Source organism: Corallococcus sp. CA049B, from assembly GCF_003611685.1.
Classification (GTDB): domain Bacteria; phylum Myxococcota; class Myxococcia; order Myxococcales; family Myxococcaceae; genus Corallococcus; species Corallococcus coralloides.
This window is the reverse complement of sequence record NZ_RAWC01000014.1, coordinates 16,454-39,043: the sequence shown is the minus strand read 5'-3', so window position 1 is coordinate 39,043 and position 22,590 is coordinate 16,454. Positions and strand designations below refer to the sequence as shown.

Genomic DNA, 22,590 nt, shown 5'->3' with positions numbered 1-22,590 from the left:
GGGGGCTCATCGGAAGCGATGAACGCGCCCTTCCGAACCCTGCCGGTGTGCCTGTTCCTGCTCCTGTCCTCGCAAGGACAGGCCGCGCCGCCGGCCGCCGCCCCGAAGCCCGCTCCTACCCGGTCCGTGAGCGGCCCGACCGACGCCGAGCGCTACGCGCGCCGGTGCCAATCCCAGACGGCCCAGCGCATCGCCCGGCCCCAGGGGACGATGCTGTGGGGCACCAAGCGCGGCTGGGATGAGAAGCCGGCGGACGAGCGCACCAGCGTGCTCGTCTCCGTGGCGCTGGACGCGCCCAAGCAGGCGGAGGACGGGGTGAAGGCGCTGCGCTTCGACCATGGCCGGCTGTGGCCGGTCCCCGCGCCGGAGACCGGTGCGACGGCCAGCGACGTGGTGGGCACCGTGCTCCAGGGCACCGCGAGCGACGGCAAGCCCGTGGAGGTGGCCATCTGCGGCGCGGAGCCCGCGGCGGATGACCCCACCCGCGTCTTCTACCGCATCGAGGCCTGGAACCCCGTGGCGCGCGAGTGGGAGAACCCCTGCGTCGCGCTGGACCGCTCGCCCGCGCCCCGGGCCCTGGCGGTGGGCGGCGTGTGGGACGCGAGCGGCGCCCACGCCGACGCGGCGGACCGGGTCACCTTCGCGTGTGAGAACGGCGCCATCTCCAAGTGCATCCTCTGGGGCTACGCGCCCTGGGCCTCCCGGGACGGGAAGTCGCTGGCGGGCCTCCACCAGGCGTGCACCCGGCTGGCCCGCGCGGACTACTGCGGCAATGGCCGGAGCCACACGCGCCAGGACACCACCATCGACATCTATGACGGGCTGGGCGTGCTGGAGCGCGCGACGGAGGCGACCCGCGAGTGGGACCCGGCGAAGGGGTCCTTCGAGGCGGCCTGGGCACCCGACGGCGCCACCTGCCTCTCCCGCACCCGCGACGGCCGCGCGCTGGACATCATCCTCCAGGAGTGCCCTGGCCGCTTCCAGGCGGACACGGGCGACGCACTCGGAGAGGGAGAGGTGTGCACGGTGCGCCGCGGCGACGTGAAGCCCGGGGCCGCGCTGCTGCGCAACCGCTCCTATGGCCCCCCGAAGGCGGGGCCCGCGCGCGTGCAGTAGCTCAGCCTTCGGCCGGAGGCTCGCGCTTCTCGTCGAGGAGCTGGCTCAAGGTCAGGTCCAGCTGGCTGTCCACGAAGGCGATGAAGCTCTGGAAGTCCTCCGTGGAGAGGCCCAGCTGCTCCTGCAGGCGGCGCCGGGTCTCCGTGTAGACCTGCTGCTGCACCCGCTTCAGCCAGCGGGAGATGGTGGACTGGTTGACGCGGAAGAGCGGCGCCATCTCATACGTGGAGAGCCGGTCGGCGAAGTGGAGGCGGAGCAGATGGCGGTCCTCGGCCGACAGCGTGGCGGCGGCTTCCCTCACGGCCTGACGGAAGGCCGCGTGGTGGCGGCGCTTCATCACGTCCAGCTCCGGATCCAGCCCCTGCGCGGGCAGCGCCTTGAACAGCTCCTCCGCGTCGTCCTCCGTGGAGGGCTTCTCCTGACCCCGCAGCTTGTTGGTGATGCGGCTGGCGATGACGACCACCCAGCTCAAGAGGCCCCCACGCCCCGTGTAGTCCGCGATGGCGGGCGCGTGGCCCGCGTTGGCCACCAGGAGCTTCACGCCCACGCGCTGGCGGACCTCGTCGATCATCGAGTCGGGCTGGCGCAGGCTCCGCAGCCGCTCCGGCAGCCGGGCCAGGTAGTGGCGCTCGAAGGCCTCCAGCGCGACGGAGTGGCCCTGGAGGCACGCGCACGCCAGGTACAGCTCCGGCAGGGACAGGGCGGAGACGAGCGGCGCGATGGGCGCGGTGGGGCTCGCCGGGGGGAGCCGCTCCGCGACATGGGTGACGAAGCGCTCGGCGGGCAGCGGGATGCCCGGCCAGCGGGCCTGCGCGTCCTCCCAGGCGCGCGACAGCAGGGCGTCGAGTTCCGCGAGCGCTTCCGGCGAGGGGGCCACGAAGCGCGTCTTCGTGTGCGAGAGGAAGGTCGCGGCCAGTGCGGACACCTGGGACATGGCAACGCCATACCATGCCCCGCCCCGCCCCGCCCCCCACGCGCGTCTCGCGCACGGCGCGAGACGCCGTGTCCGCGTGTGTCATTGAACGCCGCGCGCCGCGTGGCTAGCGTGAAGGTCCCCACTCCGTGAGCGCGCCCCCTTCCAGCTGCCTGACCGACGACGTCCTGGTCCAGCTCCTCGAGGACCAGCTGACGGACGAGGCGCTGGCGCAGGTGCACCGCCACGCCGCGGGCTGCAACGAGTGCCGGGGCATGCTGGCCACGCTCACGCCCGGCATCCAGCGCTCGTCCGTGGAGGACCCGGAGCCCCCCGACGCGAGGGAGACGGACCGGCTGCCACCGCCGGAGCCGGAGCCCTGGACGCCGCCGCCGTCGTTCGATGCGTTCCGCCTGGAGCGCCCGCTGGGCCGGGGCGGCATGGGCATCGTCTACCTGGCGCACGACACGTCGCTGGACCGGCGCGTGGCGGTGAAGTTCATGGCGGCGACCCAGCCGGATGAGCGCTTCCGCGACCTGTTCACCACGGAGGCCCGGGCGCTCGCGCGGCTGCAGCACGCGAACATCGTCAGCGTGTTCAGCGTGGGCGCGGTGGACGGGCACCCGTACATCGTGTCCGAGTACGTCGTCGGCGAGACGCTCGCGGAGCTGCCCCTGCCGGTGCCGTGGCGCCGGGTGCTGTCCCTGGGCGTGGGACTGGCGAGGGGGCTCGCGGCGGCGCACCGCCAGGGCGTCCTGCACCGCGACCTCAAGCCCTCCAACGCGCTCGTCACGCGCGAGGGCGAGGTGAAGCTGCTCGACTTCGGCCTCGCCGAGCGCTTCGACGTGGGCTCGGAGCTGGCGTCCGGCTCGCCGCTGCTCGTGGGCACCCTGCCCTACCTGGCGCCGGAGGTGCTCACCGGAGGCCCGGCCTCCGCTCGCAGCGACCTGTACGCGCTGGGCCTCATCCTCCATGAGCTGTGCACGGGTCAGGTGCCCCGCCGCGCCTCGCGAAGGCCCGAGGACGCCACACCCCGCGCCGCGCTGGGTCCGGAGGTGGACCCTGACTTCGCCGCCCTCATCCAGCGCTGTCTCGCGGTGGATCCGCTGGAGCGCGTGGGTTCCGCGGAGGCGCTGAGCGAATCACTGGAGCAGCTGGAGCGCTCCATCGCGCCCGCGCCGCTGGCGGCCGGCAATCCCTACCGAGGGCTCGCGCCGTTCGCCGCCGAGCACCGGGCGCTCTTCTTCGGACGCGAGGGCGACATCCGCGCCGTGCTGGAGCGCCTGCGCACGCGGCCACTGGTGCTCGTCGCTGGCGATTCTGGGACGGGCAAGTCCTCGCTGTGCCGCGCGGGCGTGCTGCCCCGGGCGGCGGCCGGAGACCTGGGCGACGGACGCGAGCCGCAGGTCGTCACGCTGTGGCCCGGCCATCGCCCGCTCGAAGCGTTGGCGGCGGCGCTCGCGCCGGTGCTGGGGCGCAGGGAGGCGGAGCTCGTCACCGCCCTCACGGACACGCCGGCCTGGCTGGGACAGGCGCTGCGCGAGACGCATGGACGCGGGCGGGGGCTGCTGCTCTTCGTCGACCAGTTGGAGGAGCTGCTCACCCTCTCCGACCCCGGACAGGCCGCGCACTTCGCCCGCCTCCTGGGGGAGCTGGCCCTGCCGTCACCGGGCGTGCACGTGCTGCTGGCGGTGCGCGGCGACTTCCTCACGCGCCTGTGCGCGCTCCCGGGCCTGGGGGAAGAGGCGGAGCGGGCGCTCTACATCCTCCGGCCCCTGTCGCCCGAGGGCGTGCGCGAGGCCATCATCGGTCCGGCCCGTGCGCGGGGCGTGGCCTTCGAGTCGCCGGAGCTGGTGCGGACGCTCGTCGACTCCACGGCGCATGGCGTGGGCAGCCTCCCGCTGCTCCAGTTCGCGCTCGCCGAACTATGGGAGCGCCGCGACGCCGCCCGGGGCCGCATCACGCGCTCGGCGCTGGAGGCGATGGGCGGCGTGGCCGGAGCGCTGTCCCGGCATGCGGACGGCGTGCTCGCGCGCATGAGCCCCGCGGAGCATGCGGCGGCGCGGCGGCTGTTGCTTCAGCTGGTGACGGCGGAGGGCACGCGCATCGAGCGTGGCGCGGAGGACCTCGCGGACGCCTCGGATGACGTCTCCCGGACAGCGCTGCGGGTGCTCGTCGAAGGCCGGCTGTTGCACACGCGCACGGTGAGCGGCCTGCCGCGCTGGGAGATTGCCCACGAGTCGCTCATCGCGAGCTGGGGCACGCTGCGCGACTGGCTGGACGACGACATCGGACACCGCGTGCTGCGCAAGCGCGTGGAGGCGGCCAGCGTGGAGTGGGACCGCCTGCGCCGCGCCAGCGAGGCGCTCTGGGGTCAGCGCCAGTTGGATGAAGTGCGGGTGCTGGAGCCCACCACCCTGGGCACCCGCGAGCAGGCCTTCCTCCGGGCATCCCACCGGGCCGTGCGCCGCGCGCGTTGGGGACGGGGCCTCACCGTGCTCGTGCTCGCGCTCGCCGTCCTCGCGTCGTATGGCGGCCTCCGGCTCCAGGCGTACCTGGAGGACTCGCGCTTCATCGCCGCGGAGCTGGGCACCGCGAAGGAGGCGCTGGCCTCGGGGCGCACCCTCGCCGCGAGGGTGCTCGCGAGCCGCGAGGAGTCGCTGGCCATGTTCGATGGCCGGCCCCCCTCCTCGCTGGGCCCGGAGACCGCGACGGACGCCACGGGGCTGCGCAGCGCCGCGGAGAAGCGCTGGACGGAGACGCTCGCCCTGCGTGACCATGCGGAAGCGGCCTTCACCCGCGCCAGCCGGAGCCTGGAGCGCGGCCTGGACCGCGACCGCCACCACCCCGACACGCGCCGGCTCATCGCGGAGGTCCTGTCCGAGCGCGTCCTCCTCGCGGAAGCGTTCCACCAGCGCCACGAGCGCGACGCCTGGCTCCAGCGCCTGGAGCAGGAGGTGGACGCAGCGAAGGAGGGCGGGGCCTCCCTGCGGCGGTTCCACGAGCCCGCGGAGCTGGTGTTCGAGAGCACGCCGCCCGGGGCCCGCGTGTCCATCACGCGCGTCCTGCGGAGCGACGGGCCGTTCCGCCGCGAAGCCGTGCCGGCCACCGGAGGCTCGCGCTTCGTCCTCCCGGAAGGCTCCTACCTGCTCCACGTCACGCAGCCGGGGCGGGTGCCCCTGGACGTCCCGGTGTTCCTCACGCACGGCGCCCGTGAAGCGTTGCGCCTCACGCTCCCCACCCAGGTGCCCGAGGGCTACGTCTACATCCCGCCGGGCTGCTTCCTCCTGGGCAGCGCGGAACCCGAGGTGGTGCGCCGCTTCACCTTCAGCCCGCCCATGCATCGCTACTGCCTCACCGGCGGCTATCTGGTGGGCCGCGACGAGGTGACGTTCGGCGACTGGCTGGCCTACCTGGAGGACCTGCCACCGGACGCGCCCGCGAGGCGGATCCTCGAACAGCCGCACTTCGGCGACGGGGGCACCATCACGCTGCGGTGGCGGCAGGGCACGGGCTGGGTCTTCACCTTCCACCGCACCCGCGAGGAGTTCCGCACCGCGAAGGAGGGCGAGCCCCTGCTCTACGCGGAGCGCACGCGGCACGCGAGCGTGGACTGGAAGCGGCTGCCTTTGTCCGGCGTCTCCGCGCAGGACCTGGAGGGCTACTTCTACTGGCTCCACCGGACGAAGCGGCTGCCGGGAGCGCGCCTGTGCGGCCAGCACGAATGGGAGTACGCGGCCCGGGGCGCGGACGGCCGCCGCTATCCCCACGGCGACCAGCTCCAGCCCGACGACGCCAACATCGACGCGACGTATGACCGGCGGCCGTTGGCCTTCGGGCCAGACGCGGTGGGGACGCATCCCGCGTCGGTGAGCCCGTTCGGCCTGCGGGACATGGCGGGCAACGCCTACGAGCTCACGCGCTCCGTGACGCCGGAGTTCGGCAGCGTCGTGCTCCGGGGAGGCTCCTGGTATTACGACTCGTTCGTCGCGGCGAGCGCCGACCTGTCCCCCGGTGACGCGACCGCGCGGGACGTGCGCATCGGCGTGCGCGTCTGTGCTTCGTTCGACCCGCGCTGACGCCGGCTTCAGCCCATCACATACACGCGGTTCTGGATGCCGTCCTCGGTGATGTGCCGGTCCAGGCGCATCCCCAGCCGCTCCGCCACGCGGAGGGACGCGGCGTTCTCCGGGTGGATGATGGCCACCAGGGGGACCCGCGGCAGGTGCCGCGCCGCCAGCGCCAGCGCGACGCGGGACACCTCCGTGGCGTACCCGGAGCCCCAGGTCTCGGGCGTGAAGCGGTAGGCGAGGTTGAGCACGCGCTGGCCCTCCAGCTCCTTGTGGCGCAGGCCGCCCAGGCCCACGACGACGCCGGGCGCGTCCAGCCGCTCCACCAGCCAGTACCCCACGCCTTCGCGCGCCCAGTCCTCCAGCCAGAGGCCCATGATCCTCCGCGCGTCGTCCAGCGTCCGCATGTAGCCACGGCGGCTGAACTGGTTCGTGGTCGGATCCGAGTGGAGGGCGAAGACGGCGTCCAGGTCGCCTTCGCGAACAGCGCGGAGCAGCAGCCTGCCGGTGGTCTGGCGTTCGAAGTGCTGACGAAGCATGCCGGGCAGTCTACGTGAACCCATCCCAGTCGATGCCGCCCGGAAGCGGGGCCAGTGCACCGCGGCGCCGGACGGAGACCTCCTCGCGCCAGGAGGCCCGCCCGCCCGGGAGCGGCCAGGCGCGCGAGACGGTTCCCCTGGGATTGGGAGTGAAGTCGAGCAGCAGCATGCGGTTGACGCGGTCGACGGTCTCCGGCGTCGCGCCGGCGCGCAGCTGGAACTCCGCGCTGAACAGGGCGCCCTCCTCGCGGACGGCGCTCGCGGGGCGCGGCGGGGTGACGAAGGGCCACAAGCCCAAGAGCGGAGGCTCCACGCCTTCGAGCAGCGCCGCGTGCAGCCGGTCATGGCCATCCAGCACCAGCCACTTCGCCAGGATGTCCACGTAGAGCAGCAGCACGGGCGGCAACGTCCCGTCCCTCGCGCGCTTGCGCCAGCTCTTCACGCGTCCATCCTCCGGCGAAGAGAGCGCACGCAGTCCGAGCACCACCCCCGGCGTGTGTCCGGTCCGCGCGTCCCACCAGTCCTCCTCCCAGGCGAAGAGGAACCGCGTCACGGAGGACAGCGAGTGCGGCGGCATGGGCGGCTGGCCGAAGCCCCATTCCATGGGGGAGACGGGATGGCGCTCCGCCTTCTCCGCGGCGATGGCGCGCACGGGGCGCAGGCACCAGGACCCGGCGTGGAGCACCGGCAGTGGGGCCTCCACGAGCGCACGCGCCACCCGCCAGTCCCAGGCCTCCCACCAGGCCTCGGTGCCTGGCGCGGCCTCCACGGCCCGGACCTCGGGCGCGGACAGGGACGGCAGGACCTGGGGAGCGGGGGCCGTTCCCCGGAGGAGGACCGCGCGGTCCCAATAGGAGTCGATGCGGGCCCAGAGCAGCGTCTGTCCCGCGCCACGCAACCGGATGCGGTAGCCGGGAGCCGCCTCCAGGTGCACGGAGGGCCGCCGCGCCCAGCGTCCCACGGCGGGGACGTGCAGCAGCAGGCCGGGACCAGGGGTCTCCAGTCCCCAGCTCCGCGTGTCATCAGCGACGATGGAGACTCCCGCGTTCATCCGCCGTGCTCCTCCTGATGCCCGGGAGCGTAGCCGACCGCACGCCAGGCATGCGGCCGTGCACGAACGCCCGCCTCCCCCTGCCGTCCCGCGCGGCCGCACCCCACCTTGGGGCAGGAGGTGATGCGAGATGGCGGACAGGATTCTGGAACAGCAGCACGAGCACGAGCGGGAGCAGGAGCGCGAGCGGCTGCGCGAGCAGGAGCAGAAGGACCTGGAGGTGGAGTCGCATCGCGGCGCTCGCCCCCTGGAGGGTTTCGCGGGAGGCCACACCACGTGGACCGGCGACCAGGACGACGATGCCGCCGCCCGCGTGCACGCCGGTGACGCCGAGGCCTCCTGGGAGGCCAGTGAGCGGCAGGCCCGTCTGGAGCCGCCCGAGCCCGACGCCGAGGACGACACCGGCCGGTAGCCGTCCTCGGCTCCGGGCTCAGGGCGCGCGGTAGCGCGGCGAACGCAGGGTGTACCGGGGAGTGTCCGTGGCGGTCAGGCTCTCCGCCCATCTCTCATGACAGGCTTCCCCACGACTTCATCCGCGATTGCATGGTCCCCTCTTCGTGCTGCCCTGATCCGCCAGGTCCCCAGCGCCAAAGCCGTATCACGCGCCTCCGCGGAGCACCGTGAGCCCCCGCAGGAAGTCCTCCGGCAGCGGCGACTCCACCTGGACGACCTGGCCCGTGGCGGAGGACGGCACCTCCAGCCGCCACGCGTGCAGGGCCTGGCGCCCCACCGCGAGCGCCGCCGGGTGCCTGCGCGCCTCCTCCGTGCCGTAGAGCGAATCCCCCAGCACCGGGAAGCCGGCCTCCGACAGCTGCACGCGGATCTGATGCGTGCGCCCCGTGTCCAGGTCGATGTCCAGGAGCGCGCCCTCCCGGAACCGCTCGCGCACCGTGAACGTCAGCGCCGCCCGCCGCGCGGAGGGCACGCGGGTCGTGAAGCGGCGCGGATCCTTCGGGTCCCTCGCGTACGGTCCCTCCAGGTGCCCCGTGTCCGGCGGACGGCCCAGCACCAGCGTCTGGTAGCGCTTGTCCACGCGCTTCTCCTGGAACGCCTTCAGGAGCGCCGCCACCGCGTCATCCGTCCGGGCCAATGCCAGACATCCGCTCGTCTCCCGGTCCAGCCGGTGCACCACGCCCGGCTGGGCCACGCCCTCCACGTCGAACGGCGGGCACCGCGCCGCGAGCAGCCCCACCACCGACGCCGCCCGCCCCTCCGGCTCCACCACCAGCCCTGGCGGCTTCGCCACGATGACCAGCGCCGCGTCGTCGTACAGCACCGGCAGCTCCGGGCCCTCCCGTGAGGCATGCGGAGACAGCCGGGGCTCCGGCGTCTCCAGGGTGAGCTCCTCGCCGCCCCACAGCTTGCGCGTGGCCTGCGCCTTCTTGCCCCGGATGCGCACGCGCCCTGCGTCCAGCAGCGCCCGGGCCCGCTCCGGCGTGAGGCCCGGGACGTGCTTCGTCAGGAACCGGTCGAGCCGCTCGCCGGCAACCTCCCGGGGAACCACGAGAACCTTGTGCCGCGTCATGGCTTTCCCCGTCTCCCAAGGCAGGCAGGGAGTCAACCACCGTGTAGGCGTGCGCTTACCGAGCACGCGTCAGGGGCGCGCTGTAGAAAGCGTGTCTCCGTGGCCACCTCCCTGTTCTCCCGTTCGGGCTCCGCCCGGGCCCTGACCCATCGCGACTTCACCCTTCTCTGGCTGGGCACGCTCGTGTCGAACATCGGCACGTGGATGGAGTCCGTGGCCCTGGGGGTCTACGTCACGCAGGTGACGGGCCAGGCCGCCTGGACGGGCGGGGTCGCCGCGCTGACGCACCTGCCTTCGCTGGTGCTCGCGCCCCTGGGCGGCGCGCTCGCGGACCGCTTCGACCGGCGCACCTTCATGGCCGTGTGCATCTGCGTGCAGGCGCTGCTGGCCGCGTTGCTGACCGTGCTGGCCGCGACGGGCAACCTGACGGTGCCGTGGGTGGCGGGACTCTCGCTGCTCAACGGCGCGTTCAGCACGCTGGTCATCCCCTGCGCCACGGCGCTCACCGTGGCCGTGGTGCCTCCGGAGGACCTGCACAACGCGCTCAGCCTGGACTCGGCGCAGTTCAACCTGGGCCGCATCATCGGTCCCGTGCTGGCCGCGCTCGTGCTGACGCAGGTGGGCATCGCGGGGGCGCTGTTCGTCAACACGCTGTCCTTCCTCGCCGTGCTGCTGGCGCTCGCGGGGATGCGCGGCACGGCGAGCACCCTGCCTCCCAAGGTGGAGGCGCTGTGGGCCGGCATCATGAGGGGCGTGCGCCTGGCGTGGACGGATCCAGGCATCGCGCTCGCGCTGGGCTCCGGGGCGCTGGTGGGCCTGCTCATCTCTCCCTTCGTGGGGCTGGTGCCGGTGTTCGCGCTGAAGGTGCTGGGCGGGGACGCGACCACCACGTCCATGCTGCTCACGGCGCAGGGGACGGGCGCGGTCATCGCGGCGTTCGGCTCCGGCGCCCTCGTCGCGCGGATGGGGCGGCAGGCCTTCCTGGAGGCGGCGCTGCTGCTCGTGGGGCTGTGCTCCGCCGCGTACTGGCTGTCCCCTTCGCTGCCGGTGGCCCTGGTGACGCTGTTCATCCTGGGCGCCGTGTACCTGGTCGCCTTCACGGGCCTGAAGACGGTGTGCCAGGCGCGCACGCCGCCGGAGCTGCAGGCGCGCGTGAGCAGCCTGTTCCTGCTGCTGGTGAACGCGGGCTACATCCTGGGCGTCTGGGGACAGGGCGCGCTGTCGGACCGCGTGGGGGTGCGGCCCATCACCGCGGGCTGTGCCCTGCTCTTCTTCGGCATCGTGGTGGGGATGCGGACCCTGCGCGCGCGAGGCCTGGCCGCGCTGGGCACCTGAGCGTTCAGCCTCCCGCGGTCCCCTTCACGGGCAGCAGCGCCAGCACGCGCGCGAGCACCGCGACGCCCTCTTCGTACTCCGGCAGGTCGATGTGCTCGTGGGGCGTGTGGTCCAGCGCGGCGTCGCCGGGGCCGTACGCCACGGTGGGTACGGCCCACGCGGAGGCCACGGTGTTCCAGTCGGACGTGCCGGTCTTCAGGCGCAGCGTGGGCTTCACGCCGCGCTCGCGGATGGCCTGCTTGAAGACGCGGCAGAGCGCGTCGTTGCCGTGGGTGGACACGGCGTTCTTCCGAGCCACGGTGCGCACCGTGACGGTGGGCACGGTGGCCAGCGCCGCGAGCAGCGCGTCGGTGTCCGTGGACGGGCCGGTGCGGATGCTCACCGCGGCCGTGGCCCACTCCTCCGTCTCCGTGGCGCCGGTGTGGAAGGCGTTGAGGGAGGGCAGGTTCTGCTCGAAGAGGGACGAGCGCTCGCGGTTCCAGTCGTCACACAGGCGCTTGAGCGCGTTCCACGCGTCGATGACGTGTTCCGCGGCGGCGCGGTAGTCGCGGCTCGCGGTGTGGCGGCGGCTGGCGCGGTGCTCCAGGTCCAGGCGCAGCAGCCCCTTGTAGCCAAGGGTCACCGCGTGCGCGCCGCTGGGCTCGCCGTTGATGACGAAGTCCGGGGCGTACTGGTCGCGCACGTGCAGGGCGCCGCGAGTGATGGCGACCTCCTCCTCCACGCAGCCCAGGAGCAGGAACTGCTTGCCGGCGCGCTCCGCGTCGTCCAGCAGCTCCACGGCTTCAATGAACGCGCACAGCGGGCCCTTGGCGTCCACCGCGCCCCGGCCGTAGAGCTTCTGTCCCTCCAGCCGCACGGGCACTTCTCCGGGCACGGTGTCGATGTGGCCCAGGAACGCGATGACGGTGTCCCCGTCACCATAGCGGGCGACGGCGTTGCCCACGGCGTCGGTGTGGGCCCGCCAGCCGCGAGCGCCCAGCCGCTCCACCAGCGCTCCGGCGAAGGAGGCTTCCTGGTGGCTGGGGCTGTACTGCTCCACCATCCACCGCAACAAGTCGACGCCCGGCTCACGCGCCCGCATCCGCCGTGCCTCCATCGCGAAGGGTGAACTTCGTACCGCCCGCCTCCTCCAGCGCGCGGAACACCGGCCGGGCCACGCGCGACGCGCTCACGTACGCGGTCGGGACGCCGCCCTGCAGCGCCCGGCGCACGGCCTCCAGCTTGTAGCGCATGCGTCCGCCCGCCAGCGGCATGCAGCCCTCCACGTCGTCGCTGGAGCGCACCAGTGAAGAGGGGTCCTTCGGATCCGCGAGCAGCCCCGGCACGTTGGAGAGGATGATCAGGGCCTTCGCGCCCAGCGCCGCCGCGATGGAAGACGCCACGTGGTCCGCGTCCACGTTCACGAGCACGCCGTCCTCCGTCACCGCGGGAGGACACACGACGGGCACGTAGCCGCCGTCCAGCAGCGTGCCCAGGAGCGCCGAGTTCACCGAGGAAACCTCTCCGGCCAGATGCTCGCGGTCGATGCGCATCCGTCCGCCGGAGTCCTGCAACTTGAGCGGCGGCCTGCGGCGCGCGGTGAGCACGCGGCCGTCCGCGCCGCACAGGCCCAGCGCGGTGACGCCCTTCGCGAGCAGTGCCAGCACCACGGCCTTGTTGACCTCGCCCACCCACGCCATGGTGAGCGCGCGCAGCGTGGGCGCATAGGTGAGGCGCACGACGTTGCCGTTCGCGGTGGTGGCCTCCGGGCGTGCCAGGCCCAGCGAGCCCAGGAGCCGCTCACCGGCCTCCGACCCGCCATTGACGACGACGACGCGCTCGCCCTGGCGGACGAGCTCCACGACGTCCGAGCAGACGTTCTCCAGGTCCACGCCCGCCGCGCCGCCAATCTTCACGACGACGGGACGGCGGGACGAGGCGTTGGGGGTGGCGCTCATCCGATGACGCTCGCACCACCGTCCACGAGCTGCACGGTGCCGGTGATGAAGGAAGCGCGCTCGCTGGCGAGGAACACCGCCGCGGCGGCGAACTCCTCCGGGAGGCCCACGCGCTTGAGCGGGATGTGCGCGCCCATGGCGCGAAGGCCCGCCTCCACGTCCCCCGCGTTGCCAGCGGTGCGCTCCACCGGAGGCGTGCGCATGTAGCCTGGAGCCAGCACGTTGACGGTGATGCCGGCGTCGCCCAGCTCCTGCACCAGCGCGGCGGAGAAGCCGACGATGCCCATGCGAGCGAAGCCAGACAGCGCGAAGCGGGCCACCGGCCGGTGCACCGTCTCGGAGGTGATGAACAGCAGGCGCCCCCACCCGGCCTTCTTCAGATGAGGCAGCGCCGCGAGCGACAGGGAGATGGGAGGCAGCAGCACCGCGTCCGCCGCGCTCCGGTATGAGTCCACGCCGAAGGTGGAGGCCGGGCCCGGAGGAGGACCGCCGCTGTTGGTGACGACGACGTGCAGCGCGCCCAGCTTCGCCACCACGTCATCCACCCAGCGGCGCACGTCCGCGTCGTCCTTCACGTCCACGCGAGTCGCCAGCACCCGGCCGCCCCGGGCCACGGACTTGAGCCGAGCCTCCGCGTGGGCCAGCCGGTCCGTGTCCCGAGCGCCGATGGCGACATGCGCGCCCTCCTTCGCCAGTTCCTCCGCGACGGCGAGCCCCAGCCCGCTGGAGCCACCAGCGACGAGCGCGACCTTGTTGGCGAGTCCCAGTTCCATCCGCGTCCCTCCAGAAGTTGGAGCACGGCGGCTCTCCAGCGAGCGCACCGCACATCACCGAACCACGCATTCCCAGGTCGCGGCATTCCAGCCGGCCCGCACAACATCCGCTCCGCCAACCGCCCCCGTCCGAACAAGCGCGCCCGGCGCAAGTCCTCTCCGGCCAGGCCCAGCACCGACGATTGCCCCGTCGCGACAAGTCCCAGACGCCATCCCCGACCACTTCGAGCCGGCCAGAGCCGCGTTGACGGAGCCCCCTCCCCAACCCAGCCCAGCGGTCCCCGGTCGTCCCTCGTAATCCCGACCGCACCGGTGTACGGCCCGCCAGCCCGGACATCCTGCGCACCTCCCGCCCGGCAAAGACCAAAACCTGTCCGACTGTCCGACAGGTTCCCCTGCCCGACGGGAACGGGCAGCCCCCGGCGACGACGTTCCAGAACCGGTCCGACTGTCCGACAGGTTTCCGGCGGCCAGGATGAACCGGCAGCCGCCAGCCGCAGGGCGCCCAAACCGGTCCGACTGTCCGACAGGTTTTGCGGCTCAGGCAGGACGAGGTCCCGGGCCTCGGTTCCCCAGAACCTGTCCGACAGGCTTCCGCAGCCCGCATTGAGCGGCAGGCCCCTGCTGCGGTTCTCCAAAACCGGTCCGACTGTCCGACAGGTTTCCGGCGTCTGCTGGCCCGGCGCCCCCAGATACGGTCCACCAATCCTGTCCGACAGTCGGACAGGAGCCCGCGGCTCAGGCGGAGCGAAGTCCCCAGCCCCGGTTCTCCAAATCCGCTCGACGGTCCGACAGCTTCCTGCGGCTCGGGCGGAGCGAAGCCCTCAACTCCGGTTCTCCAAATCCGTCGGCCGGTCCGACAGGTTTCTTCACCTTGGGCGGAGCGAGGTCCCCAGCCCCGGTTCTCCGGAACCTGTCCGACTGTCCGACAGGCTTCCGCGGGGCGAGCGGAGCGAGGCCTCCAGCCCCGGTTCTCCGGAACCTGTCCGACTGTCCGACAGGCCTCCGCGGGGCGAGCGGAGCGAGGCCCCCAGCCCCGGTTCTCCGGAACCTGTCCGATTGTCCGACAGGTTTCCTCGGCTTGGGCGGGACGCGGCCCCGGGCCCCGGTGCTCCAGAACCTGTCCGACTGTCCGACAGGTTTCCTCGGCTTGGGCGGGACGCGGTCCCGGGCCCCGGTGCTCCCAAACCTGTCCGACTGTCCGACAGGTTTCCTCAGCTTGGGCGGGACGCGGTCCCGGGCCCCGGTGCTCCAGAACCTGTCCGACTGTCCGACAGGTTTCCCCAGCTTGGGCGGGACGCGGTCCCGGGCCCCGGTGCTCCGGAACCTGTCCGACTGTCCGACAGGTTTCCGGTGCCTGGCTGGCCCAGGGGCCCCCCGCCGCGGTCATCCGAACCTGTCCGACTGTTGGACAGGTTTTTTCGTTCCGCCGCCGACGGGGGCTCAGCCGGGTTCTCGCCTTCTCATCCGTGAGGACAGAGCTCATGGCCGAAGGCTCAGGGCCGGGTTTCCACGCCCGCCGCATCCGGCGCGGAGCCTCCGATGGGAGCGCGACGGGCTCCGCTGAAGTACCCGTACTTCGCCATCAGCGGCCACGCGAGCGCCACGGTGAGCGCCTTCGCTCCGGAGGCAAGCTCCCCCTTCCATGCGTCGTCCTCGCCGCGCAGGAGCGTGGGGCCGCTGCGGAAGCGGTCCGGGTTGCCGGTGACGGTGTGGTTCTTCCCCAGCACCACCGTGCGCCCCTTCACCGGGTTCTGCGCGCGCGGCACGCCCACCAGTTCCAACACCGTGTCCACGGCGCGGTCCGGCGCGGCGATGAAGTCCTCGTAGCGCAGGAAGAGCGACTGGGCGGGGAACCTCCGCGTCACCTCCTCCGACGCGGCGTTGAAGCCCAGCCAGTACGCCGTGCTGCGCGCGGCGGACATGGGGACGACGTACTGCTTCGTCTTCGTCCACGAGTGCGTCACCGCACGCGGGTCGCGCACCAGGTGCAGATACAGCGGCCGGATGCCCTCCACGCGCGGCAACAGCGCCGCCTCGGACGGGAACTTCCCGCTGTCCACCAGCACCGTGCTCCCCGTCGCCCTCGCGATGGTCCGGTACGTCCGCGCGAGGAAGTCCGCGTGCGCATGGAGCGCCTGCGAATCCCCTGCCTCGTCCAGCACCCGCAGCGTGTGCCGCGTGCGCACGGCGGCCTGCTGCCTGCGCACCACCTCTTCCGCGTGCGCGCGCGGCGTCAGGCCCGCCGGCACGTCGGAGGTCAGCACCGTGTCCCAGATGCCGCACTCCACCAGCTGCTGGCCGCAGCCGCACAGCGTGTTGGAGCCGTTCCCGTACGCGTTCTTCCAGAGGAAGCTCAGCTCCCCCACGTGGAAGAAGCCCGGCACCTCGTTGAGGACGTTGCCCAGGATGGTGCTGCCGCTGCGGCACCAGCCGGTGATGTAGAGGACCGTGAGCCGCGCGCCCTCGCCCTTCGCGCTCGCGGTGGCCATCAGGTCAGCGACGCCACGAAGAAGTGGGTGGGCAGGTGCACCGCGAGCGTCGTGTAGACCTCGCCGTAGGCGGCCAGTCCCTCACGCGGAAAGATTCCCGGCGGCGGCTCCGCGAACCGGATGACCGAGCGCTGGCTGTCGTACAGCGTCGCCGCGGCGGTGAAGTCCCCCACGATGAGGGTGCCTGGGTTCACCATGCGCGTGCGGCACAGGCGGATGCCCATGGCCGCCAGGTCCGACAGGAGCGACTGCTGGCCCACCAGGTGCTCGTAGAAGTCCAACGAGTTGATGACGATGCCGTCCGCCGAACCGCCCATCTGCTCCACCTGCGCGCAGGCGTTGAGCAGCGAGGCCACCGCGTTCTTCTTCGCCGGCAGCCGCACGATGCCCGGCGTGTGCAGCAGGCCCCGCACGCCGTCCCCCCCCTTGCCGATGCACAGGGCCTGGTTCTCCGCCGTGTTCAGCCGCACCAGCAGCCGGAAGTCGATGAACTGCGCCAGCGACTGCGAGTCCTCCAGCAGGTTGCGCGGCACTTGAATCCACGCGCGCGTGGGCTTGAGCGCCTGCGTGTCCTGGTGGAACTCGAAGCCGGCTTCCGGGCGCAGCTCCACGTCCTGCACCGGTCCGGTGGGCTTCGTCTGGGGGTGCGTCTCGTACCAGAAGGGGACCGGGTCGCGCTCCGCCTTGGCCGTCTTGAACATGCCGCGCACCGCGATGCGCGGACGGCGCTTGAAGCCGGGGAACGCGTCCACGATGGACGTGTCGTAGTCCACGTGCGCCTTCGCGCCGTGCTTCTGGACCGCGGCCGCGAACACCTCGCCAGGGGATTTCGTGCTCAAGCTCATGGGTGCGGCTCCTCGGAGTGAAAAGCGGTCTAGAGCGGATGCAGGCCCCGGAAGCCCAGCCCTTCTGTCTCCGGGCGGCCCAGCATCAGGTTCAGCGCATGCACCGCCGTGCCGGCGGCGCCCTTCACCAGGTTGTCGATGGCGGCGTTCACCACGATGCGGCCCCGCTCCGCGTCCACGTCCACCGACAAGTCACAGTGGTTCGTGCCCAGCAGCGGCCCGGGCTCCGGGAACGGCGACAGGGACGCGCTGGGCCGCAGCAGCCGCACGAAGGGCTTCTCGCGGTAGCGCGTGGCGATGGCGCGCACCACCTCCGCCTCCTCCACCGGCCGCGCCGCGAAGGCGTGCACCGTCGCGAGGATGCCGCGCACGCCCGGCACCGCCGTGGCGCTGAAGTGGATGGTGGGCTGTTGGCCGGTGACTCGCGCCACCACACCCTCCAGCTCTCCCGTGTGCCGGTGGCCCACCGGCTTGTAGCAGCGCAGCGCGTTCGCGCGCTCCGGATGATGCGAGGAGCGGTCCGGCGTCGAGCCGCCTCCGGACGAGCCCGTCTTCGCGTCCACCACCAGGACCTCCGGACGCGCGAGCCCCGCGTGCAGGAGCGGCAAGAGCGCCAGCAGTCCCGCGTGCGCCATGCAGCCGGGTACCGCGACGTGGCGCGCGTTCGTCAGCGCGTCGCCCATCCACTCCGGCAGGCCGTAGACGAACGCGGGCACGTCGTCCGGGCGCGGGTGCTTGCCGTACCAGCGCGCGTGCCCCACGGCGTCCAGGCGGAAGTCCGCGCTCAGGTCCACGACCCGCTCCGCCAGCCGGGACACCCTCGCCCAGCGCTGGAGCAGCTCGCCTTGAGGCATGCAGCTCACCAGCACGTCGCAGGGCTCCAGCGCGTCGTGCGGCGTGTAGCGCAGCGTCCCCACCCCGCGCAGGTGCGGATGCGGGAAGTCCAGGCGCTTGCCGGCGAACTGGCCGGAGGTGGCCTGCACCACCTCCACGGCCGGGTGCGCGAGCAACAGGCGCAGCACCTCGCCGCCGGTGTAGCCCGCGGCTCCCAGCACCGCCACGCGCACGCTCATCGCCGGGCTCCTCCGGCTCCGGACGCGACGTACTCCGCGATGAGGTCCGGCAGCGGGACGCCCGTCTCGTCGATGCTGCGCGCGAACTCCACGCAGTGGTTGATTTCGTTGACGTAGATGTCGCCGCCGCGCGTCTCCAAGAGGTCCACCGCCACCATGTCCCCGCCCACCGCCTCCGCCGCGGCCTCCGCCAGCTTCGCGTGCACCACCGGAACCTCGTAGCGCTCCGGAACGGCGCCGCGCGCGGTGTTGGTGATCCAGTGCTCGGAGCGCCGCCGCAGGCCGCCCACCGCCCGGCCGATGACGTAGACGCGCAGGTCGTAGCCCGGCTTGTCCACGTACTGCTGCACCATCGCCACGTGGTCCTGCGCGCCGCCGGTGCCGAAGCGCGTGGACAGCACGCCCTCCGCCGCGGTGCGCGAATCCAGCCGGGCCACCATCCGGCCCCAGCTGCCCAGCACGGGCTTGGTCACCACCGGGTAGCCCTTCTGCTCAATCGCCTCCAGGCACGCGTCCTCGTCGAAGGCCACGAACGACCACGGCATGGGCACGCCCTTCGCGGCCAGCGCGGCGCTGGTGAGCGCCTTGTCCCCGCACAGGGAGATGGTCCTCGCGCTGTTGAGCACGCGCAGCCCCTTCATCTCCAGGAACGTGGCCAGGTAGCGCGCACGCGTGAAGGACATGCTGCGCATCAACACGGTGTCGGCCTCGGTGATGCGCTGCCGGTCCATGGACAGCACCATCCCGGAGTCCTGCACCAGGTTGACGGCGCAGTCGCGCCTGCGCAGCGCCTCGAGGAGGAGCTTCTCCTCGGTGCGCACGCGCGTATAGACGAGGTCGACCTTGCGCATGGCGCGGGGCTACTCCCCCCAGTCTTCCTCGACCTCGGGGGCTTCCTCGAGCCGCAGCGGGTTGATGCCCACCACCTCCAGCTCGGCGGAACAGCCGTCACAGGAGAGCACTTCGCCCACGATCCGGTTGCCGCCAGGCACCGGCTGCGCGCACAGCGGGCACTGCTCGGGGGGCACGGACTGCGTCATCGGGTTCGGATTCTGGACCTGCATGTCAGTCCCTCCTCGTTGCGGATTCCACGGCAAACACCGGGGTTCTTGGGAGCACTCCCAGGATGCGCTCGGCCACCTGCCCGCCCTCCAGCCCATGGCCCTGGAGCAGCGCCTCGTGCGAACCGGCGCGCGAGTCGTACCGGTCCTGCAAGCCCACGCGCAGCACGCGCCGTTGCAGGTCCAGCGAGCACACCGTTTCGCACACCGCGCTGCCCAGCCCGCCCAGCACGTTGTGCTCCTCCACCGTCACCAGGAGCCGCGTGCGCGCCGCCGTCTCGCGCACCGCCTCCTCGTCCAGCGGCTTCAACGTGTGCACGTTGAGCACGCGCGCGGAGACCCCCTGCGCCTCCAGGAGCTTCGCGGCGTCCAGCGCCACGGACACGCCCACCTCGCCGTGCGCGAGCAGCCCCACGTCGTCGCCCTCGCGAAGGAGCGCGGCGCGGCCCAGCTCGAAGGGCGGGCGCGGGATGTCCAACCGGGTGACGCGGTTGCGGCCCAGCCGCAGGTACACCGGCCCGTCGTGCTGGAGCATCGCGCGCGTGGCCTGCACCGTCTCCAGGCCGTCCGCGGGCGACACCACCGTGAGGTTGGGCATCGCGCGAAGCACGGCCAGGTCTTCAATCGCGTGGTGCGTGGGGCCGAAGAAGGCGCCCGCCACGCCGCCGTAGTCGCACACCAGCTTCACGTTGGCGCGCGCATAGGCCAGGTTCAGCCGCACCTGCTCGCACGCGCGCATCACGCCGAACGCCGCGAAGCTGTGCGCGATGACGGTGTGCCCGCCGTGCGCCAGGCCACACGCCATGTCCAGCATGGTGGCCTCGCAGATGCCCAGGTTGAAGTAGCGCTGGGGGTGGCGCTTCTCGAAGGGGTCTCCTCCGCCGCCCAGGTCCGCCTCCAGGAAGACGACGCGCGCGTCCTCCTGGGCGAAGCGCGCCGCCGCGTGCCGGAACACCAGCCGGCTGGACAGCTCCGGGTGCGCGGCGAGCCACGCCTCCGGCGAATGGGCCAGGTCCACCGCGGGGGCAAGCGACGCGCTCACTGTCCGTCCTCCCCCAGCGACGCGAGCGCCCGGCGCAGGTGCTCCGGCGAGAACACCGCGTAGTGCGGCCCCTTGCCCTTGAGCATCGGCACGCCCGCGCCCTTCTGCGTCCGGGCGACGAGGGCGCGCGGACGGTCGCCCATGACGGGCGCCTCCAGCGCGGCCACCAGCGCGGGCAGGTCGTGCCCGTCCACCTCCAGCGCCTGGAAGCCGAACGCGTCCAGCCGCTGCACCAGCGCCTCCTGCGACAGGATGGACTCGGTGGGGCCGTCGTTCTGTCCGCCGTTGCGGTCGATGATCAGCGTCAGGGCGGTGAGCTTGCGGTGCGACGCCACCTGGAGCGCTTCCCAGTTGGAGCCCTCGCCCATCTCTCCGTCGCCGCAGACGACGAAGGTGCGGTTGGGCTCCCCGCGCAGCACATGCGCGAGCGTCAGCCCCACGCCCAGCCCCAGCCCGTGCCCCAGGCTGCCGGTGGCGAACTCCACACCCGGCACCGCGGCGTTCACGTGGCCGGTGAAGATGCTGCCGTCCGCGTTGTACTCGCGCACCAGCGTGTCCACGTCCACGAAGCCGAACTCCGCCAGCGCCGCGTAGAGCCCCGCCGCCGCGTGCCCCTTGGACAGGATGAGGTGGTCGCGCTCCGGTGCCTTCGGCGCGCGCGGATCCACGCGCATCACCCGGCCCAGCAGCGCCACCAATATCTCCACCATCGACAGCGAGCCGCCCAGGTGACAGCCCGACGGCGTCGCCGCCAGCCGCACGATGGTCCGACGAATGCGCTTCGCCCGGCGTGGCAGCAGCGCCAGGCCCGCATCCGACGCGGCGCCCGCAGCCCCGTCCCCGGTGCGGGCAGGCGCCACCGGGCCGCCGGAGGCCGTGGGTTCTTCTGGCGTCCGCGCGTCGCGCGACAGCCCGGGGGTCGTTGGATTCGCCGAGAAAGTCATGCCCGTAGCGTCGCTGTCACAGCCCAGGAATCCGGCTGTTGTGAGACACCCTAGGAAATCGCATCATGCGCCGTCAACGCGGATTTTCTCAAGTTATAGACGCACGAGAAAAAATCGTCTCACCCGGGAATCTCGCGGTGTTACACGCACGGAAGGTCCGGCATTCCCGGTTTCGCGTCACTCGGAGGAGACCTTCAGATGGGGCAGCGTTTCCATAACGCAGCGGCATTGGAGAAGGGTGCGGAGTACCGCCGGAAGGGTTGGTGGCGTGACACCACGGTGGTTGACGATCTGCGTCGCTGCGTCCAGGCGCACCCGGAGAAGACCGCGATCATCGCCGCACGGTACTTTTCCAAGGACATCACGCGGCTGACGTACGCGGAGCTGGCGCGATACATGGACCGGTTCGCGCTGGGCCTGCGCGAGCTGGGCGTGGGGCGCGAGGACATCGTCGCGGTGCAGCTGCCCAACGGGTGGCACTTCACGGCGCTGGCGCTGGCGTGCGCGCGGTTGGGGGCGGTCATCGCGCCCATCCCGCCGGACTACCGGCGGCGCGAGGTGGAGTTCATCCTGGGGCGCACGGAGGCCTCCGTGTACGTGGGGCCCACGTCGTGGACGGGGCATTCACACCGGGACATGGCGCGCGACATCGCGGCGGTGCTGCCGTCCCTGCGCCACCGGGTGCTGCTGGGCAGCAACACCGGCCTCCAGGCGGGCGAGCGGGACTTCGAGCGCCACTTCATCGAGCGCGAATGGGAGAAGGAAGCGTCGCTGGAGGGGGTGGCCCCGGCGTCCGCGGACGACGTGTGCAACATCCTCTACACGTCCGGCACCACGGGTGAGCCGAAGGGCGTGGTGCATTCGCACAACACGAACTACGGCATCACGCGCGCGCTGTGCGACACGCTGGGCATCGACGCGACGGACGTGGTGGCGCTGCCGTCGCTGCTGACGGCGTCCACGGGGTTCACGTACTCGTACCTGATGCCCATCCTGCTGGGAGCCACGGCCATCTACATGGACGTGGGCGACCCGGAGCTGACGCTCAAGCTCTTCGAGGAGCACGGCGTCACGTTCACGTACGGCATTCCCACCTACCTGATGAACCTCATCGCGTTGCAGCGAAAGCGCCAGCGGAACACGTCCTCGCTCCGGCAGCTGGCCACGGGCTCCATCCCGGTGCCGCCGCACCTCATCGCGGCGGTGCGCGAGGTGTTCGGCGTGCGGCTGCACACGCTGTGGGGCATGACGGAGAACGGCGCGGTCACCCTCACCCGGCATGAAGATGCGCCGGACTGGCCCAGCCAGAGCGACGGGCGCGCGGTGGCGTGGATGGAGACGAAGATCGTCCCCGCGCTCGCGGAGGACGGCACGCCGTATCCGGACGGGACGGGGCGGCTGTTGGTGCGAGGCGCCAGCCAGTGCCTCACCTACTTCAAGCGCGACGACGTGTACGCCGCGGCGGTGGACGCGGAGGGCTGGTTCGACACGGGCGACCTGGCGCGCGACGACGGGCGGGGCGGCATCCGCATCGTGGGGCGGCTGAAGGACGTCATCTTCCGGTACGGGTACAAGATCCCCGTGGTGGAAGTGGAGTCCGCGCTGTACTCGCACCCGAAGGTGAAGGAGGTCGCGGTCGTCGCGCACTCGGACGACAAGATTGGCGGCGAGCGGGTGTGCGCCGTGGTGGTGGTCCGCGAGGGAGAGGCCCCGCCCACGCTCAACGAGCTGCGCGACCACCTCAAGCAGCAGGGCATGTCCAACCAGTACTGGCCGGACCGCCTGGATCTCATCGACGAGATGCCCAAGACGGCCACCGGCAAGGTGCGCAAGTACCTGCTGCGCGAGCGGCTGAAGCCCACGTGAGCGGGCGG

Annotated in this window: 19 protein-coding genes; 5 read left to right on the top strand and 14 right to left on the bottom strand. The window is 72.3% G+C overall.

Features of this window, described 5'->3' with window-relative positions:
* Positions 1-18: 18 nt before the first annotated feature.
* Positions 19-1,116, top strand: a complete 1,098-nt coding sequence (locus D7W82_RS05245; protein ID WP_120617279.1) for an ADYC domain-containing protein — start codon at positions 19-21, stop codon at positions 1,114-1,116.
* A 1-nt stretch (position 1,117) separates the two neighbouring features.
* Here D7W82_RS05245 and D7W82_RS05240 read toward each other — a convergent pair whose 3' ends face one another.
* Positions 1,118-2,050: a sigma-70 family RNA polymerase sigma factor gene (locus tag D7W82_RS05240; protein WP_120617278.1), complete on the bottom strand. Its 933-nt coding sequence runs from the start codon at positions 2,048-2,050 to the stop codon at positions 1,118-1,120.
* Between the two features lie 128 nt (positions 2,051-2,178).
* Between D7W82_RS05240 and D7W82_RS05235 the strand changes: the two genes are divergently transcribed.
* On the top strand, positions 2,179-6,108 hold the full coding sequence (locus tag D7W82_RS05235) for a bifunctional serine/threonine-protein kinase/formylglycine-generating enzyme family protein (RefSeq protein WP_120617277.1): 3,930 nt from the start codon (positions 2,179-2,181) through the stop codon (positions 6,106-6,108).
* A gap of 8 nt (positions 6,109-6,116) precedes the next feature.
* Here the strand turns inward: D7W82_RS05235 and D7W82_RS05230 are convergent, their stop codons facing one another.
* Both D7W82_RS05230 and D7W82_RS05225 read right to left on the bottom strand, forming a co-directional pair.
* Entirely contained in the window at positions 6,117-6,638 is a 522-nt protein-coding gene (locus D7W82_RS05230) for a GNAT family N-acetyltransferase (protein WP_120617276.1), read from the bottom strand.
* 10 nt (positions 6,639-6,648) lie between these two features.
* Complete coding sequence (locus tag D7W82_RS05225) at positions 6,649-7,689, bottom strand: hypothetical protein (protein ID WP_120617275.1); 1,041 nt, start codon at positions 7,687-7,689, stop codon at positions 6,649-6,651.
* A 130-nt stretch (positions 7,690-7,819) separates the two neighbouring features.
* Between D7W82_RS05225 and D7W82_RS05220 the strand changes: the two genes are divergently transcribed.
* Positions 7,820-8,101, top strand: coding sequence for a hypothetical protein (locus D7W82_RS05220; RefSeq protein WP_120617274.1), 282 nt, complete (start codon positions 7,820-7,822; stop codon positions 8,099-8,101).
* A gap of 186 nt (positions 8,102-8,287) precedes the next feature.
* On the opposite strand, the gene D7W82_RS05215 is transcribed toward D7W82_RS05220, so the two are convergent.
* Positions 8,288-9,214 carry an RluA family pseudouridine synthase gene (locus tag D7W82_RS05215; protein ID WP_120617273.1) on the bottom strand — a complete coding sequence of 309 codons (927 nt, stop codon included), beginning with the start codon at positions 9,212-9,214 and terminating at the stop codon, positions 8,288-8,290.
* A 99-nt stretch (positions 9,215-9,313) separates the two neighbouring features.
* Here D7W82_RS05215 and D7W82_RS05210 point away from each other — a divergent pair, with 99 nt between their 5' ends.
* Positions 9,314-10,549: an MFS transporter gene (locus D7W82_RS05210; RefSeq protein WP_120617272.1), complete on the top strand. Its 1,236-nt coding sequence runs from the start codon at positions 9,314-9,316 to the stop codon at positions 10,547-10,549.
* Positions 10,550-10,553: 4 nt separating this feature from the next.
* Here D7W82_RS05210 and D7W82_RS05205 read toward each other — a convergent pair whose 3' ends face one another.
* The 10 genes from D7W82_RS05205 to D7W82_RS05160 form a co-directional block, all read right to left on the bottom strand.
* Complete coding sequence (locus D7W82_RS05205; protein ID WP_120617271.1) at positions 10,554-11,630, bottom strand: M20/M25/M40 family metallo-hydrolase; 1,077 nt, start codon at positions 11,628-11,630, stop codon at positions 10,554-10,556.
* Entirely contained in the window at positions 11,617-12,486 is an 870-nt protein-coding gene (locus D7W82_RS05200) for a [LysW]-aminoadipate kinase (RefSeq protein ID WP_120617270.1), read from the bottom strand. Before D7W82_RS05200 ends, D7W82_RS05205 begins: the two co-directional genes overlap by 14 nt.
* The gene (locus D7W82_RS05195) at positions 12,483-13,259 is read right to left on the bottom strand and encodes an SDR family NAD(P)-dependent oxidoreductase (protein ID WP_120617269.1); all 777 of its coding nucleotides are present in this window, start codon (positions 13,257-13,259) and stop codon (positions 12,483-12,485) included. The genes D7W82_RS05200 and D7W82_RS05195 overlap by 4 nt, the downstream gene beginning before the upstream one ends.
* A gap of 1,496 nt (positions 13,260-14,755) precedes the next feature.
* On the bottom strand, positions 14,756-15,751 hold the full coding sequence (locus tag D7W82_RS05190; RefSeq protein WP_120617268.1) for a sulfotransferase: 996 nt from the start codon (positions 15,749-15,751) through the stop codon (positions 14,756-14,758).
* The gene (locus D7W82_RS05185) at positions 15,751-16,596 is read right to left on the bottom strand and encodes a family 3 encapsulin nanocompartment shell protein (RefSeq protein WP_120617267.1); all 846 of its coding nucleotides are present in this window, start codon (positions 16,594-16,596) and stop codon (positions 15,751-15,753) included. The genes D7W82_RS05190 and D7W82_RS05185 overlap by 1 nt, the downstream gene beginning before the upstream one ends.
* Before the next feature lie 29 nt (positions 16,597-16,625).
* Positions 16,626-17,669 carry an N-acetyl-gamma-glutamyl-phosphate reductase gene (gene argC / locus D7W82_RS05180; RefSeq protein WP_120617266.1) on the bottom strand — a complete coding sequence of 348 codons (1,044 nt, stop codon included), beginning with the start codon at positions 17,667-17,669 and terminating at the stop codon, positions 16,626-16,628.
* Positions 17,666-18,520, bottom strand: a complete 855-nt coding sequence (locus D7W82_RS05175) for a RimK family alpha-L-glutamate ligase (protein WP_120617265.1) — start codon at positions 18,518-18,520, stop codon at positions 17,666-17,668. Before D7W82_RS05175 ends, argC begins: the two co-directional genes overlap by 4 nt.
* 9 nt (positions 18,521-18,529) lie before the next feature.
* Positions 18,530-18,733 (bottom strand): lysine biosynthesis protein LysW, encoded by a 204-nt coding sequence (gene lysW / locus D7W82_RS05170; RefSeq protein WP_120591198.1) that lies wholly within the window; start codon positions 18,731-18,733, stop codon positions 18,530-18,532.
* Between the two features lies 1 nt (position 18,734).
* A complete protein-coding gene (locus D7W82_RS05165) occupies positions 18,735-19,772 on the bottom strand; it encodes a transketolase family protein (RefSeq protein ID WP_120617264.1) in 1,038 nt (345 codons plus the stop codon).
* The gene (locus tag D7W82_RS05160; protein ID WP_120617263.1) at positions 19,769-20,716 is read right to left on the bottom strand and encodes a 1-deoxy-D-xylulose-5-phosphate synthase N-terminal domain-containing protein; all 948 of its coding nucleotides are present in this window, start codon (positions 20,714-20,716) and stop codon (positions 19,769-19,771) included. The genes D7W82_RS05165 and D7W82_RS05160 overlap by 4 nt, the downstream gene beginning before the upstream one ends.
* Before the next feature lie 279 nt (positions 20,717-20,995).
* Here D7W82_RS05160 and D7W82_RS05155 point away from each other — a divergent pair, with 279 nt between their 5' ends.
* Positions 20,996-22,582 carry an AMP-binding protein gene (locus D7W82_RS05155; protein ID WP_233587308.1) on the top strand — a complete coding sequence of 529 codons (1,587 nt, stop codon included), beginning with the start codon at positions 20,996-20,998 and terminating at the stop codon, positions 22,580-22,582.
* Positions 22,583-22,590 lie beyond the last annotated feature (8 nt).

Coding starts and splice junctions, on each gene's coding strand:
- D7W82_RS05230 (WP_120617276.1), bottom strand. CDS start 6,638: ATGCTTCGTCAGCACTTCGAACGCCAGACCACCGGCAGGCTGCTGCTC.
- D7W82_RS05225 (WP_120617275.1), bottom strand. CDS start 7,689: ATGAACGCGGGAGTCTCCATCGTCGCTGATGACACGCGGAGCTGGGGA.
- D7W82_RS05175 (WP_120617265.1), bottom strand. CDS start 18,520: ATGCGCAAGGTCGACCTCGTCTATACGCGCGTGCGCACCGAGGAGAAG.
- D7W82_RS05205 (WP_120617271.1), bottom strand. CDS start 11,630: ATGCGGGCGCGTGAGCCGGGCGTCGACTTGTTGCGGTGGATGGTGGAG.
- D7W82_RS05240 (WP_120617278.1), bottom strand. CDS start 2,050: ATGTCCCAGGTGTCCGCACTGGCCGCGACCTTCCTCTCGCACACGAAG.
- D7W82_RS05160 (WP_120617263.1), bottom strand. CDS start 20,716: ATGACTTTCTCGGCGAATCCAACGACCCCCGGGCTGTCGCGCGACGCG.
- D7W82_RS05215 (WP_120617273.1), bottom strand. CDS start 9,214: ATGACGCGGCACAAGGTTCTCGTGGTTCCCCGGGAGGTTGCCGGCGAG.
- D7W82_RS05185 (WP_120617267.1), bottom strand. CDS start 16,596: ATGAGCTTGAGCACGAAATCCCCTGGCGAGGTGTTCGCGGCCGCGGTC.
- D7W82_RS05245 (WP_120617279.1), top strand. CDS start 19: ATGAACGCGCCCTTCCGAACCCTGCCGGTGTGCCTGTTCCTGCTCCTG.
- D7W82_RS05220 (WP_120617274.1), top strand. CDS start 7,820: ATGGCGGACAGGATTCTGGAACAGCAGCACGAGCACGAGCGGGAGCAG.
- D7W82_RS05200 (WP_120617270.1), bottom strand. CDS start 12,486: ATGAGCGCCACCCCCAACGCCTCGTCCCGCCGTCCCGTCGTCGTGAAG.
- D7W82_RS05195 (WP_120617269.1), bottom strand. CDS start 13,259: ATGGAACTGGGACTCGCCAACAAGGTCGCGCTCGTCGCTGGTGGCTCC.
- D7W82_RS05190 (WP_120617268.1), bottom strand. CDS start 15,751: ATGGCCACCGCGAGCGCGAAGGGCGAGGGCGCGCGGCTCACGGTCCTC.
- argC (WP_120617266.1), bottom strand. CDS start 17,669: ATGAGCGTGCGCGTGGCGGTGCTGGGAGCCGCGGGCTACACCGGCGGC.
- lysW (WP_120591198.1), bottom strand. CDS start 18,733: ATGCAGGTCCAGAATCCGAACCCGATGACGCAGTCCGTGCCCCCCGAG.